Annotated in this window: 14 protein-coding genes; 10 read left to right on the plus strand and 4 right to left on the minus strand. The window is 62.6% G+C overall.

Annotation, left to right across the window (positions count from 1 at the left end; all coding sequences use genetic code 11):
- The first annotated feature begins 81 nt into the window (after positions 1 to 81).
- The 9 genes from FJ958_RS17350 (at position 82) to FJ958_RS17395 (ending at position 9322) form a co-directional block, all read left to right on the plus strand.
- On the plus strand, positions 82 to 1014 hold the full coding sequence (locus FJ958_RS17350; RefSeq protein ID WP_140744417.1) for a lytic transglycosylase domain-containing protein: 933 nt from the start codon (positions 82 to 84) through the stop codon (positions 1012 to 1014).
- A gap of 5 nt (positions 1015 to 1019) precedes the next feature.
- Complete coding sequence (locus FJ958_RS17355; RefSeq protein ID WP_140744418.1) at positions 1020 to 1508, plus strand: GNAT family N-acetyltransferase; 489 nt, start codon at positions 1020 to 1022, stop codon at positions 1506 to 1508.
- A gap of 158 nt (positions 1509 to 1666) precedes the next feature.
- On the plus strand, positions 1667 to 2935 hold the full coding sequence (locus tag FJ958_RS17360; RefSeq protein WP_140744419.1) for an ABC transporter substrate-binding protein: 1269 nt from the start codon (positions 1667 to 1669) through the stop codon (positions 2933 to 2935).
- 29 nt (positions 2936 to 2964) lie between these two features.
- Positions 2965 to 3879, plus strand: a complete 915-nt coding sequence (locus tag FJ958_RS17365; protein ID WP_140744515.1) for a sugar ABC transporter permease — start codon at positions 2965 to 2967, stop codon at positions 3877 to 3879.
- A 1-nt stretch (position 3880) separates the two neighbouring features.
- Positions 3881 to 4705: a carbohydrate ABC transporter permease gene (locus tag FJ958_RS17370; protein ID WP_140744420.1), complete on the plus strand. Its 825-nt coding sequence runs from the start codon at positions 3881 to 3883 to the stop codon at positions 4703 to 4705.
- Between the two features lie 101 nt (positions 4706 to 4806).
- On the plus strand, positions 4807 to 5550 hold the full coding sequence (locus FJ958_RS17375; protein WP_181176417.1) for a DUF899 family protein: 744 nt from the start codon (positions 4807 to 4809) through the stop codon (positions 5548 to 5550).
- A 77-nt stretch (positions 5551 to 5627) separates the two neighbouring features.
- On the plus strand, positions 5628 to 6191 hold the full coding sequence (locus FJ958_RS17380; RefSeq protein ID WP_140744422.1) for a DUF4142 domain-containing protein: 564 nt from the start codon (positions 5628 to 5630) through the stop codon (positions 6189 to 6191).
- Between the two features lie 460 nt (positions 6192 to 6651).
- A complete protein-coding gene (locus tag FJ958_RS17390) occupies positions 6652 to 7002 on the plus strand; it encodes a RidA family protein (protein WP_140744424.1) in 351 nt (116 codons plus the stop codon).
- Between the two features lie 376 nt (positions 7003 to 7378).
- Positions 7379 to 9322, plus strand: coding sequence for an FRG domain-containing protein (locus FJ958_RS17395; RefSeq protein WP_181176418.1), 1944 nt, complete (start codon positions 7379 to 7381; stop codon positions 9320 to 9322).
- Positions 9323 to 9364: 42 nt separating this feature from the next.
- Here the strand turns inward: FJ958_RS17395 and carB are convergent, their stop codons facing one another.
- From carB to FJ958_RS17410, 3 genes are all read right to left on the minus strand, one after another.
- Positions 9365 to 12868: a carbamoyl-phosphate synthase large subunit gene (gene carB, locus FJ958_RS17400; protein WP_140744426.1), complete on the minus strand. Its 3504-nt coding sequence runs from the start codon at positions 12866 to 12868 to the stop codon at positions 9365 to 9367.
- Positions 12869 to 13130: 262 nt separating this feature from the next.
- A complete protein-coding gene (locus FJ958_RS17405) occupies positions 13131 to 14075 on the minus strand; it encodes an SH3 domain-containing protein (RefSeq protein ID WP_140744427.1) in 945 nt (314 codons plus the stop codon).
- Positions 14076 to 14424: 349 nt separating this feature from the next.
- On the minus strand, positions 14425 to 14781 hold the full coding sequence (locus tag FJ958_RS17410) for a helix-turn-helix transcriptional regulator (RefSeq protein WP_140744428.1): 357 nt from the start codon (positions 14779 to 14781) through the stop codon (positions 14425 to 14427).
- A gap of 194 nt (positions 14782 to 14975) precedes the next feature.
- Between FJ958_RS17410 and FJ958_RS17415 the strand changes: the two genes are divergently transcribed.
- On the plus strand, positions 14976 to 16154 hold the full coding sequence (locus FJ958_RS17415) for an MFS transporter (RefSeq protein ID WP_140744429.1): 1179 nt from the start codon (positions 14976 to 14978) through the stop codon (positions 16152 to 16154).
- Between the two features lie 35 nt (positions 16155 to 16189).
- Here FJ958_RS17415 and FJ958_RS17420 read toward each other — a convergent pair whose 3' ends face one another.
- Positions 16190 to 16654, minus strand: a complete 465-nt coding sequence (locus FJ958_RS17420; protein WP_140744430.1) for a MarR family winged helix-turn-helix transcriptional regulator — start codon at positions 16652 to 16654, stop codon at positions 16190 to 16192.
- Between the last annotated feature and the right edge of the window lie 2 nt (positions 16655 to 16656).

Here is a 16656-nt window from a genome sequence, read left to right on the forward strand (position 1 = left end):
CCGGACGGCCCCGATTGCACCCCAAGAATCGCTGGTGTAAGGGAAATCTTAACAACCCGACAAACCGGACCCGAGCGCGGCTTGCCAGCAAAACAGATCCTTATCGCGATCGGCGTGATCGTGGCGGCGGCAGGCATGAGCGGCTGCACCTCGACCTCGCAGATGAAAGCCGCGCCGTCCCTGACCGAAACCGCGACAGTGGCAGGCAGCGATGCCGGCTTCACCATACCACTGCCGGAAACGGTTTCGGTGCTGCCGCAATCCTCGAGCATCGAGCCTGTTCAAACGGCCGAATTGACGCCTGGCGCGGCGGCCGCGCCAGCTCTCGATCCAGCCACCCAACCCGCTGCCGCGACCGCCGCCTTTGCCGGAGCGACGCCGGCGGCGCCGGCCGTGCCCGCCGTGATGGCCGCCAATGCCTGGCAAGCGCCGCCGCCGGCCAAAGCGGGTCAGCCACTCAAGGCGGCTCAGGCATACACGACCGCCGGGCTTATCGTGCCGGCGACCGCCAGCGCCGGCCAGAAAATGCCCGGCGTGCAGCAGGTGGCCTATATGCTGCCGCAGAATCCGGCTGCCCTGGTGCAGTTCCCGTCGGCGCCGGTTGCTCCGACGCAAGAGGAGCATGCCACCGGCATGCGCGGCGACGTCGACCGGCTGATCGTCAAATATGCCGCCCTCTACGAGGTGCCGGTTGATCTGGTGCGCCATGTCGTCAATCGCGAAAGCACATACAACCCCAAGGCCTACAACAACGGCCATTGGGGGCTGATGCAGATCAAGCACGCGACGGCGCGCGGCATGGGTTATGACGGGCCGGCCAAGGGCCTGTTCGACGCCGAGACCAACCTGAAATACGCGGTCAAATATCTGCGCGGCGCCTGGCTGGTGGCCGGCGGGAACGCCAAGAAGGCCGATTGGCTCTACCAGACCGGCTATTATTTCGATGCCAAGCGCAAGGGTCTGCTCGAGGCGACGGGCCTTGGCGCCGAACGCAAGCGGCAGCCCGCCGCCTGAGCGCAATGCCTGAACCGCGCCCGCCGGCTCCGAACGACATCCGGTTGCGCAAGATCCTCGACGAGACTCTGGTTGCGCCGCATTGGACGGACGGCTTCGTCATGCGCTGTCTGAGGCACGGCGACGCGTCGGCCCTGCATGCGCTGCTGGGCGACGTGTTCGAGAACCGCGCCGACGAGCCGTTCGACGACTGGTGGCCGCGCATATCGGGCGACCCCGAATTCGATCCGGAGCTCTGTTTCCTCGTCATCGATGCCAAGGGCCGGCTGGCGGCGGCAGCGCTGTGCTGGACTTCGGCCTTCATCAAGGATCTCGCCGTTCATCCCGAGGCGCGCGGCAAAGGCATTGGCGAAGCGCTGATGTGGCAGGCCTTCGCCGCCTTTCGCGACCGCGGCGCCGCTCATGTAGACCTCAAGACCGACACGGTCGAAAACGCCGCCGCCGTGCGGCTCTATGAACGGGTCGGCATGTTCGAGGTCGACTGGGAAGCCTGAAGCGCATCGCGCCGAAACGGATTCATGCGAGGGGCTTCAGTGTTCTTTGTCAAAGCCCGGGAACCCGAAAGGACGGCTTCGCATTCAGGGCAGGGGGATAGCTGACGAGCTGCCGGCGCGTGGGAGGTGTCCGGCTCGAAAGGGAGACCCAACCCGACGTGAAGCCTTTCCACGCATTTCTGGCGCTTGTGGTTGGCAGCATCCTGGCAGTCGCTCAAGCCCACGCGGTCGACCTGTCGATCGTGTCGGGAGATACCGGTAACGGCATCAAGGTGCTTCGCGAGATCCTCGACCGCTATGAGAAAGAGAGCGGCAACAAGGTTTCCATCGTCGTCCTGCCGCCGTCGACAACGGACCAGTTCGGCCTGTACAGGCTGTGGCTTGCCGCCGGAAACAGCGACATCGACGTCTACCAGACCGACGTCATCTGGGCGCCGCAGCTCGCCAGCCAGCTCGTCGATCTCACCGAAGCGACCAAGGATGTGGTCGGCGCCCATTTCCCATCGATCATCCAGTCGCAGACCGTCAACGGCAGGCTGGTCGCGCTGCCGATCTTCACCGATGCGCCGGCGCTCTACTACCGCAAGGACCTGCTCGACAAATATGGCGCCAAGGTCCCTGCCACCTGGAAGGACCTGGCCGACACCGCCAGGCTGGTCATGGACAAGGAACGGGCGGCCGGCAACAAGGATATCTGGGGTTTCGTCTTCCAGGGCAACGCCTATGAGGGGCTGACCTGCGACGCGCTCGAATGGGTGATGTCCAGCGGCGGCGGCCGGATCGTCGAGCCGGACGGCACCATATCGGTCAACAACCCTAAAGCGGCGGCCGCGCTCGACATGGTCAGGGGGTGGATCGGGACCATCTCGCCGCCCGGCGTGCTCGCCTACCAGGAAGAGGAATCGCGCGGCGTCTGGCAGACCGGCAATGCCGTCTTCATGCGCAACTGGCCCTATGCCTATGCGCTCGGCAACAGCGACAATTCGCCGATCAAGGGCAAGTTCGACGTGGCGCCTCTGCCGGCAGGCACAAGCGAGGGCGCCCGGCCGGTCGCGACGCTGGGCGGCTGGAACCTCGCGGTCTCCAAATATTCCAAGCATCCGGACGCCGCGATCGGACTCGTCAGGTTCATCGCCTCGCCCCAGATGCAGAAATACCGGACGCTGAAGACGTCCAATCTGCCGACCATCCAGGCGCTCTATGACGATGCCGACATTGCCCGGCAGCAGCCGATCGTGCCGCGCTGGAAGCAGATTTTTCTCAATGCCGTGCCGCGTCCTTCCGCGACTGTCAGGATTAAGTACAACGAGGCATCGAGCCAGTTCTGGACGGCCGTGCACAACACCCTTTCCGGCGAAGGCAGCGCCGCCGACAATCTGGCCGACCTCGAAGCGAGGCTGACCAAGCTGAAAGGCAAGGGCTGGTGAGCGTCGCGCCTGTCAGGCATTCGCGGCTGATGGCGCGGCGCGTGCGCTCGGCATGGCTGTTCCTGACGCCGATGCTTCTGGTGCTGGCCGCCGTTGCCGGCTGGCCGCTCATCCGCACCGTCTATTTCAGCTTCACCGACGCCTCGCTGGCCGACCTCGATGCCCGCCAGTTCGTCGGCTTCGACAATTATCTCTCGGTGCTGCGCCTGCCGAGCGGCCGGGTGATCTATGACGGGCTGCTCGTCGATCCGGTCTGGTGGAGCGCGGTCTGGAACACCGTGCGCTTCGCGGCGATCTCGGTGACTTGCGAGACGATCCTCGGCACGATCGTCGCGCTGGTGCTCAACGCCAGCTTTCCTGGCCGCGGCATCGTCAGGGCGGCGATCCTTATTCCCTGGGCGATCCCGACGATCGTCTCGGCCAAGATGTGGCAGTGGATGCTCAACGACCAGTTCGGCATCATCAATGTCGTGCTGGTCAATCTCGGCCTGATCGACCACAAGATCGCCTGGACCGCCAGCCCCGACACCGCGATGGCGGCCGTGCTCATCGTCGATATCTGGAAGACGACGCCGTTCATGGCGCTGCTCATCCTTGCCGCGCTGCAGATGCTGCCGGGCGAGATCATCGAGGTCGCCAGGCTCGACGGCGCCAATGCGTGGCAGATCTTCTGGCGGGTGACCCTGCCGCTGATCCGCCCGGCGGTGATGGTGGCGGTGATCTTCCGGGCGCTCGATGCGCTGCGCATCTTCGACCTGATCTATGTGCTGACGCCCAACAATGTGAACACCAAGTCGATGTCGGTGTTTACGCGGGAGAACCTGTTCGAGTTCGACAAGTTCGCCTATGGCTCCGCCGCCTCGACCCTGTTCTTCCTGATCCTTGCCCTGCTCACCATCGCCTACATCCAGATCGGCCGGATAAGCCTGGACGGAGGCCGCTGAGATGTGGATCGTGCGGCGCGCGGCCTTCTACCTGCTGGTCTTGGTGATCGTCTTCGTCGCGGTGTTTCCGTTCTACTACGCCATCGTCACCAGCCTGAAATCCGGAACCGAGCTCTTCGAGCCCGGTCTTTGGCCGAAGACCTTCAGCCTCGGCAATTACCGCAACGTGCTGACCGAAGGCGCCTTCGCGCGCAATCTTGTGAACTCGCTGGTCGTCTCCGGGGCGGTGGTTGCGCTGTCGCTGCTGCTCGGCGTCACCGCGGCCTACGCGCTGGCGCGCGTTCGCTTCCGCGGCCGCTCGGCCCTGCTGCTTGCCATCCTGTCGGTCTCGATGTTCCCGCAGGTGGCGGTGCTCGCCGGCCTGTTCGAGATCGTCCGCATGTTCGGCCTCTACAACTCGCTGTTGGCGCTGATCTTCTCCTACATGATCTTCACTCTGCCGTTCACCGTCTGGGTGCTCACCACCTTCGTGCGCGACCTGCCGGTCGAGGTCGAGGAAGCGGCGATTCTCGATGGCGCGACGCCATGGATCATCGTCACGCGCATCTTCCTGCCGCTGATGGGACCGGCGCTGGCGACCACCGGGCTGCTCGCCTTCATCGGCGCCTGGAACGAATTCCTCTTTGCGCTGACCTTCACTTCCAACAATGCGCAAAGAACCGTGCCGGTGGCGATCGCGCTGCTTTCCGGCAATTCGCAGTTCGAAATCCCGTGGGGCAACATCATGGCCGCGTCGGTGATCGTCACCGTGCCGCTGGTCGTGCTGGTGCTGATCTTCCAGCGCAAGATCGTCTCCGGCCTCACCGCCGGTGGGGTCAAGGGGTGAGGAGCGGTCGAAAAAATGTAGGAACCGGTCGGTGCACCCCGTCCTTGGGTCGTAGAGCACCCTTGCCGGGACGCCGGCGCGACGATCTGAAGGAGCCGATCATGATCACCTTTCCCAACGAATCCGCCAGATACCGCACCGCCCGCGAAAAGCTCTTGAAAAAGGAAATCGAGCTGCGCCGCGCCATGGAAGCCGTGGCCGAGGCACGGCGCGCCCTGCCGCCGGGCGGCCTGGTGCCACGCGACTATGTGTTCGACGGGCTGGACATCGCCGGCAAGCCAACGCGGGTAAAACTGTCGGAGATGTTTGCGCCCGGCAAGGACACGCTGATCCTCTATCAGATGATGTTCCCGCGCCATCCGCAGGAAACGCGCGACGTGGCGGCAGGCGGCGAGACGGCGAAGCTGCCGAGGCAGGACCAGCCGTGCCCCTCCTGCACGGCGCTGCTCGACCAATTCGACGGCGCGGTTCGCCATCTCGAGGCGGCCGGCTTCAACTTTGCCGTGGTGGCCAAGACGGCGCTGGAAAACCTGACGGCGCTTGGCCGCGACCGCGGCTGGAAGAACATGCGGCTGGTTTCGTCGGCCGGAAACAGTTTCAAGCGCGACTACAACGCCGAGGATGCGGATGGCGCGCAGATCCCGCTGCTGTCGGTGTTCCATCGCGACGGTGACGGCATCCGGCATTCCTGGTCGTCGGAGCTCGGCTTCGCGCCTGTCGAACCCGGCCAGGACCCGCGTGCCATCGGCACCTGCGAGATCCTGTGGAACCTGATGGATTTCACCCCGGAAGGCCGGCCGGACTGGCATGAGCAACTGCAATATGGCGAGTCGTGCTGCCACTGAGGGGAGAGAGAACGCGCAACCTCGGCGCGTCTGCGGCGTTGGACAGTCAGAAGGATCATTCCGAGCGGAGATTTCAGATGAAAACGTTTCTGATTGTGGCAGCCGCGGCCCTGCTTGCCAGCGCGCCGGCCGTGCTTGCCCAAACGAACGGCACCAAATCGAACACGGTCGCGCCTGTGATGGCCGACAGCAAGGTCGACACCCAAACCTTCGTCACGACGGTGCCCAGCGCCAATGAGTTCGAAATCCAGTCGAGCAAGCTCGCCGAGGAAAAATCGTCGTCGAAAGACGTCAAGGCTTTCGCCAGCCGGATGATCAAGGATCACACCAAGGCTGGGGAGGACTTCAAGGCGGCGCTGAGCAAGGGCCAGACCACCGCTTCGGTCAAGCCCGCCGGGCCTGCCTTGCAGCCGAAGGAGCAGCAGATGCTCGACGAGCTGAAGGGCGCCAGCGGCAAGGCGTTTGACCAAAAATATATCCAGATGCAGACCGACGCGCACAGGGATGCGGTGGCGATGTTCAGCACCTATGCGCAATCGGGCGACGATCCGGCGATGAAGGAATTCGCCAAGAAGACGCTGCCGGTGCTGAAGATGCACGAGAAGCATGTGAAGGAACTGGGCGCCGCGCACCAGGGGTGAGGGCTCGGTCGGCAAGGGCTGAACGGTTAAAGATGGCGCTCTACGGCGCCCCCCTCTGTCCTGCCGGACATCTCCCCCCCCAGGTGGGGAGATTGGCAGCTCGGGCGCCGGCTTTTCTTTTGCAACGTTGAAAACTGGCGAAGGCCGCAATATCGGCCGATCTCCCCCTTGTGGGGGAGATGTCCGGCAGGACAGAGGGGGGCGCGCGATAAGCTCGCTTGAACCATAGCGCTATCGCTTTACGAATACCCCCACCCGGACCTGCGGTCCGACCTCCCCACAAGGGGGAGGTAGGTCGACGGTGCCGCCTCGGCTAAACCGTCAAGCGTGTCGCCGAACGATGCCCTGGCTCCCACCTCCCCCTTGTGGGGAGGTGGGACCGCAGGTCCGGGTGGGGTCCTCGTAGAGCGCCAGCCTATCAGGAGATCATCAGAAGAAGGAAGTCATCGAAGTGCCCGTCATGCCGGACAAGGTGCGGGCGCTCGGACTTCCTTGCTCGACGGGAAGGCCAACCGCTTCGTGTTCATCGGCGACGCCGCCGGTCGACATGGTGACCGGCGCGATGGTGCGCGACGAAATCGAGGTCCAGGCCGAGGCGTCGCTGAAGGCGCTGAAACATTGCCTGGAAGCGGCCGGCACCTCGCTGGAAAACGTGGTGATGATGCACGCCGTCAATTCCGGCTTCTACAACACGATGAACAGGGTGTATGCCCGGTGTTTCAGCGTGACCCGCCGGCCGCGGAGTCTTGTGCCGGTGGCTGCGGGGCCGATGGAGTTTGATATTGAGATTGAGTGCGTGGCGGTGGGATGAAGGGTGCGCTTCCGCCTCGAACGGACCCGCCGAGCACGATGACCAAACGCTATCTGAGGCTAGAGACCACATGAACTTCGCCTAGAACAGGGGCAACGACTACTACCTCGTAAACAAGCCATCGATCACGGCGCGCTACTTGCAATTCGGTTCGCACAACACTGACGATCTCATCACTTGCTTCAGCGTCGAATGCCGACAGTCGTCGGTGACGTCTGGCCGAGGTAGTTTAATTGGTGCCCGGTCGACAAATCCTGGGTAACAAAGATTGAGCGTTGACTGGCTGTTGACTACGTCGCCAATGCTTAATTTCCTTATTTACTTATACGCAAAAGCGATATCATCGTCCAAGTCCGAGGAGAAATTGAGGCGCGATATGGAATTCCGGTTCGATAATGTGGAAGAGGCACTTGAAAAATGCTGGGAACTAGTTCGCACTGGGCAAGCTGATCTATTTCGGGGGCAAACACGCGACTGGCCGAAGTTGATCCCGAGTCTCTTTCGTTCCACTGGAGTGGACAGGCAGAATGCCTCGATTGAACTAGGACTTTTCAAAGAGTGGGGGGCTAACGTTCCGCAAATGGCGATTTATGACGGCAATGACGGTGCGCTTACCGCTGTCGCCCAGCACTACGGCATTTCTACCTCATTTCTCGATGTGACAACAAATCCCGAAATAGCGGTCTTATTTTCAAAGACTCCTCAAGAACGGGAGTTATGTGGTGAGTCAGTCGTGTACTGCTTTTTAGGCGATACGATTAGGCTTCTGAGCAATGCGAATATAGTCAAAATAGATGTCAAGAACCTTTGGAGGCTTGAATCTCAGCGAGGTTTGTTCATCGAGTTTTTGGATGAGGGGCTAGCAGAAACGCTTCGAAACCTATCGATACGTATATATTTTCCAGCAGCGCATCTGTGTTCAGAGGAAAACGATCGGCTCTATCCAGTCCGGAAAAGTGCATTGGAGATTGCCATCGATCAGTGGGTTTACCGGCGCCAAATTGAGAGTGCGATAGAAAATTTTTCTGGGGCCATAAAGTATAATTCTCTGACGCACCGGCAGACATATCCCGGCATATTTCGTTGGCGCAAGGTGCCGGAATTTGGGCCAAGTTGGTTTGGGTTTGAACGCGGTTGGGTCGTCCCTCCTATTGAGAGCGTGTCGCTTGTCGCGGCTCATAGCATTGTGACATTGCCGGTTGTTGATTTAAAGGATCCTGTAAAAGCAAAGGTTTCCATGTATCAGGCGGTGTCAGATGCGGTGCGCACTCACAAGGCTTCCGGTCGGCTGATTTCATTTTCAGTCAAATTGTCAACCAAGAATGCCAAGCGTGAAACCAGTGTTTCGAAGCTGATAAATAGGTGCTGGGATGGAATCAGAGTTCTTCCGTATCAAGAAGACGAGCTAGTAAATTGTATTTCTCTCGTTGCGATCCTGTCATTAGCCAGAGCCGAGCGTATTCGCGGCGTTGATAACTGGCCGGAGCAATTGTTTGGACCGCTCAAGTTAATTGAAACTGCGCCTATCGGTGGGCATATAGAGGCGGGGGTTGTCTCTAGGGCCGATTTTCAAAGGGCACAGTCAGAAGAAAACTATTCAAACTTGACGAGATATGCGCGCCGAAAAATCGATATGGTCGACGGGTTCTTAGGCGATTATGCTACAGATCCTTGGATATCTCTTGATTTTTCTAGATTTAGAAAGATTTATGTTGAACAATTTATTCCAACTGCGATCGATTCTTATTGGAAAGAGGATCTAAAATCTTTTGGCGGCAGGCTAGAATGCATGTGGAGTATTAGTTTCAACCCCGCACTTCTGGGCTACCTTACGCCGTTCGAATACAGATTTAGGTCACCGGTAGCAGCGGAGATCGATTGTGACCAAATTATCTATATTGAGCCTGACATGGATCGGTCAGATTTGGAGGAGTTATTCATATCTTGCATGCCCGGAATAACGGGTGGCGGTGCGCCATACATTTTACGGTTCAACGGATATAATGCCGATTCTCGAGAAGTATGGCAGATACCAAGGGTGGTTGAACAGGCACGTTGGATCGTAGAGGTTGGAGGTATTTCCGTCCTTGAAGTCTTCCCTTCGGCGATGCCAAAGATCGAAAGCAATCGAGTTGTTCCACCATCTGGCCTTGGTGCGTTCGAAGTTTGGATGATATCCATGAAAAAACTCGAAGAAATAAATGGTAAAACTATCGAGGAGATTAGGCCAATATTTGACGAATTTATGTCGACAGAACTTCCCATATCTAACGCCAATATCGAGACGCGAGCGACTAGTTGCGAGGATTGGCCGGGGTGATACCTGGCAATGCCATTGCTTTTGTTTCAGTTAAATGTCACCTCAAGCAAAATACTCCTGCAGCGGCCGCACCTCCAAGCTCCCTGCCTTCAGCGCCGCGATCGCTTCCGCCACCGCCGCCGCACCCGACAGCGTCGTGTAATACGGCACCTTCTGCATCAGCGTTGCCCTACGCAGCGACTTCGAGTCCGACACCGCCTTCTGGCCGTCCGTGGTGTTGAAGACGATCTGGACCTGGCGGTTGCGGATGGCGTCTTCGATGTGGGGGCGGCCTTCGAGGACCTTGTTGATCTTTTCGGCGACGACACCGTTTTCGGCGAGGAAGCGCTGCGTGCCTGACGTCGCCAGCACCTTGAAGCCGAGGCCGGCGAGGCGCTTGACGGCCGGCAAGATGCCTTTCTTGTCCTCGTCGCGCACCGAGACGAACAGCGTGCCGGAGCGGGGCAGGTCGACGCCGGCGCCGAGCTGGCTCTTGGCGAAGGCCAGCGCGAAATCGCGGTCGAGGCCCATGACCTCACCGGTCGAGCGCATTTCCGGGCCGAGCAATATGTCGACGCCGGGGAAGCGGGCGAAGGGGAAGACGGCTTCCTTGACCGCGATGTGACCGGGATTTCTGGGGTCGGGCATGGCGCCGTAATGGGCGAAGGCGTCTTCCAGCGTCTCGCCGGCCATGATGCGCGCTGCGATCTTGGCAATCGGCCGCCCGACGGTCTTGGCGACGAAAGGCACGGTGCGCGACGCCCGGGGGTTGACCTCCAGCACGTAGACCGTGCCGTCCTTGATCGCGTACTGCACGTTCATCAGCCCGCCGACATTGAGCGCGCGGGCCAGCGCGGCCGTCTGGCGCTCCAGCTCGTCGACGAGGTCCGAAGGCAGCGAGTGAACGGGCAGCGAGCAGGCCGAGTCGCCCGAATGGATGCCGGCCTCCTCGATGTGTTCGAGAATGCCCGACACGAAGGTCGCCTTGCCGTCGCAGAGGCAGTCGACATCGACCTCGATGGCGCCTGACAGATAGGTGTCGAACAGCAGCGGGTTCTTGCCCAGCAGCGTGTTGATCTGGCCGGTCTTGTCGTTGGGGTATTTCTGCTTGATGTCCTCCGGCACCAGGCCGGGCACGGTGTCGAGCAGGTAGGTCTGCAGCATGCTCTCGTCATGAATGATCTGCATGGCGCGGCCGCCGAGCACGTAGGAGGGGCGCACCACCAGCGGGAAGCCGAGCTCGCCGGCGACGAGGCGGGCCTGTTCGACCGAATACGCGATGCCGTTCTTCGGCTGGCTGAGGTTGAGCTTGTGCAAGAGCTTCTGGAAGCGGTCGCGGTCTTCGGCGAGATCGATCATGTCGGGCGAGGTGCCGAGGATCGGAATGCCGGCCTTCTCCAGCGCGTCCGCCAGCTTCAGCGGCGTCTGGCCGCCGAACTGGACGATGACGCCGACCAGTTCGCCCGAGGCCTGCTCGGCGCGCAGGATCTCCAGCACGTCCTCCGCCGTCAGCGGGTCGAAATAGAGCCGGTCCGAGGTGTCGTAGTCGGTCGACACGGTCTCGGGGTTGCAGTTGATCATGATCGCTTCATAGCCGGCGTCGCGCAGCGCGAACGCCGCGTGGCAGCAGCAATAGTCGAACTCGATGCCCTGGCCGATGCGGTTCGGGCCGCCGCCGAGGATGACGACTTTTTTCCGCGACGAGACCTGCGCTTCGTTGGCGAGCGCGCCGGCAAACGGCACCTCGTAGGTCGAGTACATATAGGCGGTGGGCGAGGCGAACTCGGCCGCGCAGGTGTCGATGCGCTTATAAACCGGATGAACGTCGAGCTTTTCACGAATCTTCGCAACCACTTCGGCGTCGGTCTTCGTCAGCGAGGCGAGGCGGGCATCGGAGAAGCCCATCGCCTTCAGCATGCGCAGATTGACGGCATCCTGCGGCAGGCCGTGCTCGCGGATGCGCGCCTCCATGGCGACGATGCCTGATATCTGCTCGAGGAACCACGGGTCGATCTTGCACATGGCGTGCACGTCTTCCAGCGAGGTGCCCATGCGGATCGCCTGCGCCACCATGCGCAGCCGGTCAGGCGTCGGCGTGCCCAGTGCGGCGCGGATGGCGTTGCGGTCGTCGGCATGGCTGGCGACCGCGGTTCCATGGCCGAGGCCGGGGATTTCGATCTCGTCGAGGCCGGTCAGGCCGGTTTCGAGCCCACGCAGCGCCTTCTGCAGCGATTCCTGGAAGGTGCGGCCGATGGCCATGACTTCGCCGACCGACTTCATGGCGGTGGTCAGCACGGGTTCGGCGCCGGGGAATTTCTCGAAGGCAAAGCGTGGGATCTTGGTCACCACGTAATCGATCGACGGTTCGAACGAAGCCGGCGTGGCGCCGCCGGTGATGTCGTTTTCCAACTCGTCCAGCGTGTAGCCGACGGCGAGCTTGGCGGCGATCTTGGCGATGGGGAAGCCGGTCGCCTTGGAGGCCAGCGCGGACGAGCGCGAGACGCGCGGGTTCATCTCGATGACGACGAGGCGGCCATCGGCCGGGTTGACCGCGAACTGCACGTTGGAGCCGCCGGTCTCGACGCCGATCTCGCGCAGCACCGCGATCGAGGCGTTGCGCATCATCTGGTATTCCTTGTCGGTCAAGGTCAGCGCCGGCGCGACGGTGATGGAGTCGCCGGTGTGCACGCCCATCGGGTCGATGTTCTCTATCGAGCAGACGATGATGCAATTGTCCGCTTTGTCGCGGACCACCTCCATCTCATACTCCTTCCAGCCGAGCACGCTTTCCTCGATCAGCACTTCAGTGGTGGGCGAGGCGTCGAGGCCGGACTGGACGATGTCGTAGAATTCGGCGCGGTTGTAGGCGATGCCGCCGCCGGTGCCGCCCATGGTGAACGAGGGGCGGATGATGGCTGGCAGGCCGACGTGGTCGAGCGCCTGCGCGGCCACCGCCATGGCATGGCCGATGTAGCGCTGCTTGCGGTCGCCTTCGCCGAGGTTCCAGCTGGTTTCCAGCGCATCCAGTGCCGCGTCGAGATTGTCGGGCTTCTCGGCCTTCAGCGCGGCGCGCTCGGCCTCATGCGTCTTGCGGTCGGCGTTCTTGACGTCGGTGGCGTTGGCCAGCATCGACTTCGGCGTCTCGAGCCCGATCTTGCTCATCGCCTCGCGGAACAGCGCGCGGTCCTCGGCCTTGTCGATCGCCGTGGCGTCGGCGCCGATCATCTCGACCTGATAGCGCTCCAGCACGCCCATGCGGCGCAGCGACAGCGCGGTGTTGAGCGCGGTCTGGCCACCCATGGTCGGCAGGAGCGCATCGGGCCGCTCCTTGGCGATGATCTTGGCCACCACTTCGGGCGTGATCGGCTCGATATAGGTGGCGTCGGCCAGTTCCGGGTCGGTCATGATGGTGGCCGGGTTGGAATTGACCAGGATGACGCGGAAGCCCTCTTCCTTCAGCGCCTTGCAGGCCTGGGTGCCGGAATAGTCGAACTCGCAGGCCTGGCCGATGACGATGGGGCCGGCCCCGATGATCAGGATCGACTTGATGTCGGTGCGTCTTGGCATGTCTAGGATTCCGTTCGGCGAGCGGCTTGCACGAAAAACCGGGACGGGAGGACCCGGCCGGTTGTGCTTGCGATTCTGGTATCAGGCTAGGAGGGCCTTATAGGGAAGAGTTTTGCCCGATGTAACCCCGAAAATGCAGTAGGGCAGTAGGGCAGTAGGGCAGTAGGGCAGTAGGGCAGTAGGGCAGTAGGGCAGTAGGGCAAGCGACTCCAGGCACTTCACATATTGCCTTACTGCCCTACTGCCCTACTCCCTTTAGAAACTATTCCCCGAACGCCACCGCGTCGGTGATCTCGAAGCGCTCGGAGACGCCGACACGGATCATGCTGAGACTGCCTTCGCGGGTGAAGCGGAAATCGCCTTGGGCGTCCGAGCCGGCCGGCCGGCCACCGTCGAACGAGATGACACGGGTGCCGCCGTCGGGCCAGGTCACCGTCACTTCGGCCTTGTCCGTACCTTTATGCAGGACTGTTGCCGCGCAGCGGGTCATCGGTTGGCCGACATTGCGGGCGCAGGGGATCTCGATAGAGCCGCCACCGGCGAGAGCGTCTGACTGATGCGGCAGTTCCGCGACGGTCTGCGGGTCCTGGGCGGCGGGGGGCGCGACCTCGCCGGTGGACGGGGTTTCAGCAGCGGCCAATGCCAGGCCATAGGCATCCTGCATGGCGGTGTCGGCGGCCGATTTCATCGGTGTTTCAGGAGCGGCCGGATGAGCCGCGCGCCCCAACCTTGCCTCAAGATCGGCCGGAGGTGCCAGCGGCGGCTGGGCGGGATCGGCGGCCGCCACCCTGTCCCCGGTCGTGTTCGCATCGGCAGCCGCGCCCGCGTCCTCGGTGCCGGCATCCGCCTGTTGGTCCGCGTCAGATACGGCCGCCGGGTTGACGGGAACGAGATAGCGCGCGGGGGCCCAGCCGGTTGCCCGGGGATTGTCCGACACGATCTTGCACCATTGATGCCCGTCAATGTCGTTGCAGCCGAGGTTCCTGACGCTGGCGCCAGCGGCCAGACGGGTCTCGGTCTTGCCGATCGGCGACGGCTTGGTGCGGACATTGAGCAGGTCGTCTGGCGCCAGCCCGGTGACGATGGAGATGAACGGCGCCTCTTCGGCATGGGCCGGAACAACAGCCTGCCACGCCGCCATCAGCAGCGAAGCGGCGGCAATCAGCGCATGCAAACTTTTTCGGAGCGTAACTGTGCGCCTCTTCATTGGCCGTGCGCCGATAGTCAAAATCACCATGCCACGGCGACCCAGCCGCATGCCCGGCCGGTTTTATAAGGGACGACGTGCCGCCATGTAAGTCCGAAAATTCAAGCGAACCATGCTGCTGGGCGGACGGGAGAACCCCTGCTGCTGCTTTCGAAGCCGCAGCCGATCCCCTCGCCAGGTCAATCCTCCCGTGCGCATCGAGATCGACGAAGGGCAGGACCTTGCCCGGATGCTGCGCCCGGCATGTCGGTGATCGTCAGCGTCGACACCGACGCCGCGCCGAGCGGGCTATAGATGAACCTTCAGCAGAGCGAAATCCCCTTCGCGATTCCATAGGCCGGGGAGTTCTTCAGGCCGGCACATCGAGGTCGTGGCCGCCGACGACCGGCAGTGCGGGATCGTCCACGGCGGCGGCGATGACACTGTCGAGCAGGCCGGGGAAGCGGGCGTCGAGATCGGCGCGGCGCAGCGTGATCATGCGGTTGGTGCCGACCACTTCGGCGCGGGTGACCCCGGCCTCACGCAGTTTGGCGAGGTGATAGCTCAGATTGGTCTTGGAGCCGAGGTCAAGGAAACGGCTGCAGTTCAGCGGCACGCCTTCCTTGCTGGCGAGATAGCGCACGATGGCCAACCGTGTCGGGTCGCCGAGCACGCCGAGCACGATCGGCAGACTGATCTGGTCAATATTGGGATGGGGCAGGGTCATGCTCGAAAACTAAGCACAGTTCGGGCCGATTTCAACGCGTCTGTCCTGCCGTGGGCATGCACACTGTTTCTCCATTCGATGACCGTGCTGACACAGGGCTGTCAGGATGGTTCTGCTATTTTTGGCTGGCTTCATTGACATCATGCCCCGTTATGTCCAATTGTTCAATAACTTTTGAACTAAGGACACATGCCATGGACAAGCGGCTCTTCTGGCTTGCGCTCGGATCGTTCACGATCTCGACCGAAGGCTTCGTCATCTCCAGCCTCCTGCCTGATATCGCGGCGGACGCCGGCATTTCCATCCCGCTCGCCGGATCGCTGATCACCGCCTTCGCGCTCGCCTATGCGATCGGCACGCCTATCTTGGCGACGCTGACCGGCGAATGGGACCGGCGCCGCGTCATCCTGTGGACGCTGGTGTTCTTCGTCGTCGGCAATATCGCCGCCGCGATGAGTTCCTCCTTCGAGGTGCTGCTTATCGCGCGCATCATCATGGCGTTGTCGTCGGGCCTGTTCGCGGCGACCGCGCAGGGCACGGCGGTGGCGCTGGTCGACGACCATCACCGGGCGCGCGCCATTGCCGTCGTCGTCGGCGGCACCACGGTCGCCGTCGCCGTCGGCGCGCCGCTCGGCGCGCTGGTCGCCGCGATCGCCGGCTGGCGGGGCACCTTCTATGCCATTGCCGGGCTTGGCGCGCTCGCCGGAGCCATCCTGTGGTATCGGCTGCCGCACGGCATCGTCGGCACCAGACTGCCCCTGAAGCGCCGGCTTGCCGCTGCGATGCGTCCGGGCGTGATGCCGATCCTGGTGACGACGCTGCTGGCGCTGACCGGGGCCTTCACCGTCTTCGCCTATGTCGCGCCGCTCGCCATCGAGGGCGCCGGGCTCGGCCAGATCGCGCTGCCCGGCATGCTGCTCGCCTTCGGCGTCGGCGCCGTCATCGGCAACATCGCCGGCGGCCAGGCGGCCGACCGGTTCGGCGCGACGCGCACCGTCGGCTGGTCGCTGACGCTGAGCGCCGCCATGCTGGTGATGCTGTCGGTCGTCCCGACCTTCCTGCCGCGCGAGATCGCGGGACCGGCGCTGATGGCGATGATGGTGCCATGGGGCATCGTCGGCTGGGCGTTCCCGCCGGCGCAGGCCAGCCGCATCATCAAGCTGGCGCCCGACGCCGCCCCGATCGTGCTGTCGCTCAACGGCTCGGCGCTTTATCTGGGCGTGGCGCTGGGCGCGGTTGTCGGGGGCGAGGTGCTGCGTTACGGCGCCCCGGCCGATCTCGGCCTTGTCGCCGCGATGTTTCCGTTGATCGGACTGGGTATCGTGCTGGCCGGGCGGGTGCTGGCGAGGCCAGTGGCGATGCCGGCGGAATAGATTTTCCGACTCCACCGATTTTGACGGCCGCTCCTTCAGTCCGAAGGGGCGGCCGTCGGCGTGTCGAAATCCAGCGCGGCGATTTCATCCAGCGCGGCACGCAGCTGGGCCGCCCGTTCCTTGCCGACCATCGCCTCGAAACGCTGCTGGGCCATGCTCCATAATTTTATCGCTTCCTCCAGCTTGACCTTACCCTGCGGTGTCAGCCGTACGCGCCTGACGCGGCGGTCGTCCCTGTCGGTGAAAGTCTCGACAAAGCCGTCGCGGATCAGCGGCTTCAGCGTATGGCCGAGCGCCGACAGGTCCATGATCAACGCCTCGGCCATGGCGCCCATCGTCGGCTCGTCGCTGACATCGATCTGAAAGAGCAAGCCGAACTGCGTGCCCTTCAGCCCGGAAGGCGCCAGCATGTCGTCATAGAAACGGCCGAGGCTGCGCCCGGCACGGCGCAGCGTGGCGTTATTGCAAAGGCTGAATCCCGGCCCGTGGCTCTCGGTCATGT

Source organism: Mesorhizobium sp. B2-3-5, assembly GCF_006442395.1.
Classification (GTDB): Bacteria; Pseudomonadota; Alphaproteobacteria; order Rhizobiales; family Rhizobiaceae; genus Mesorhizobium.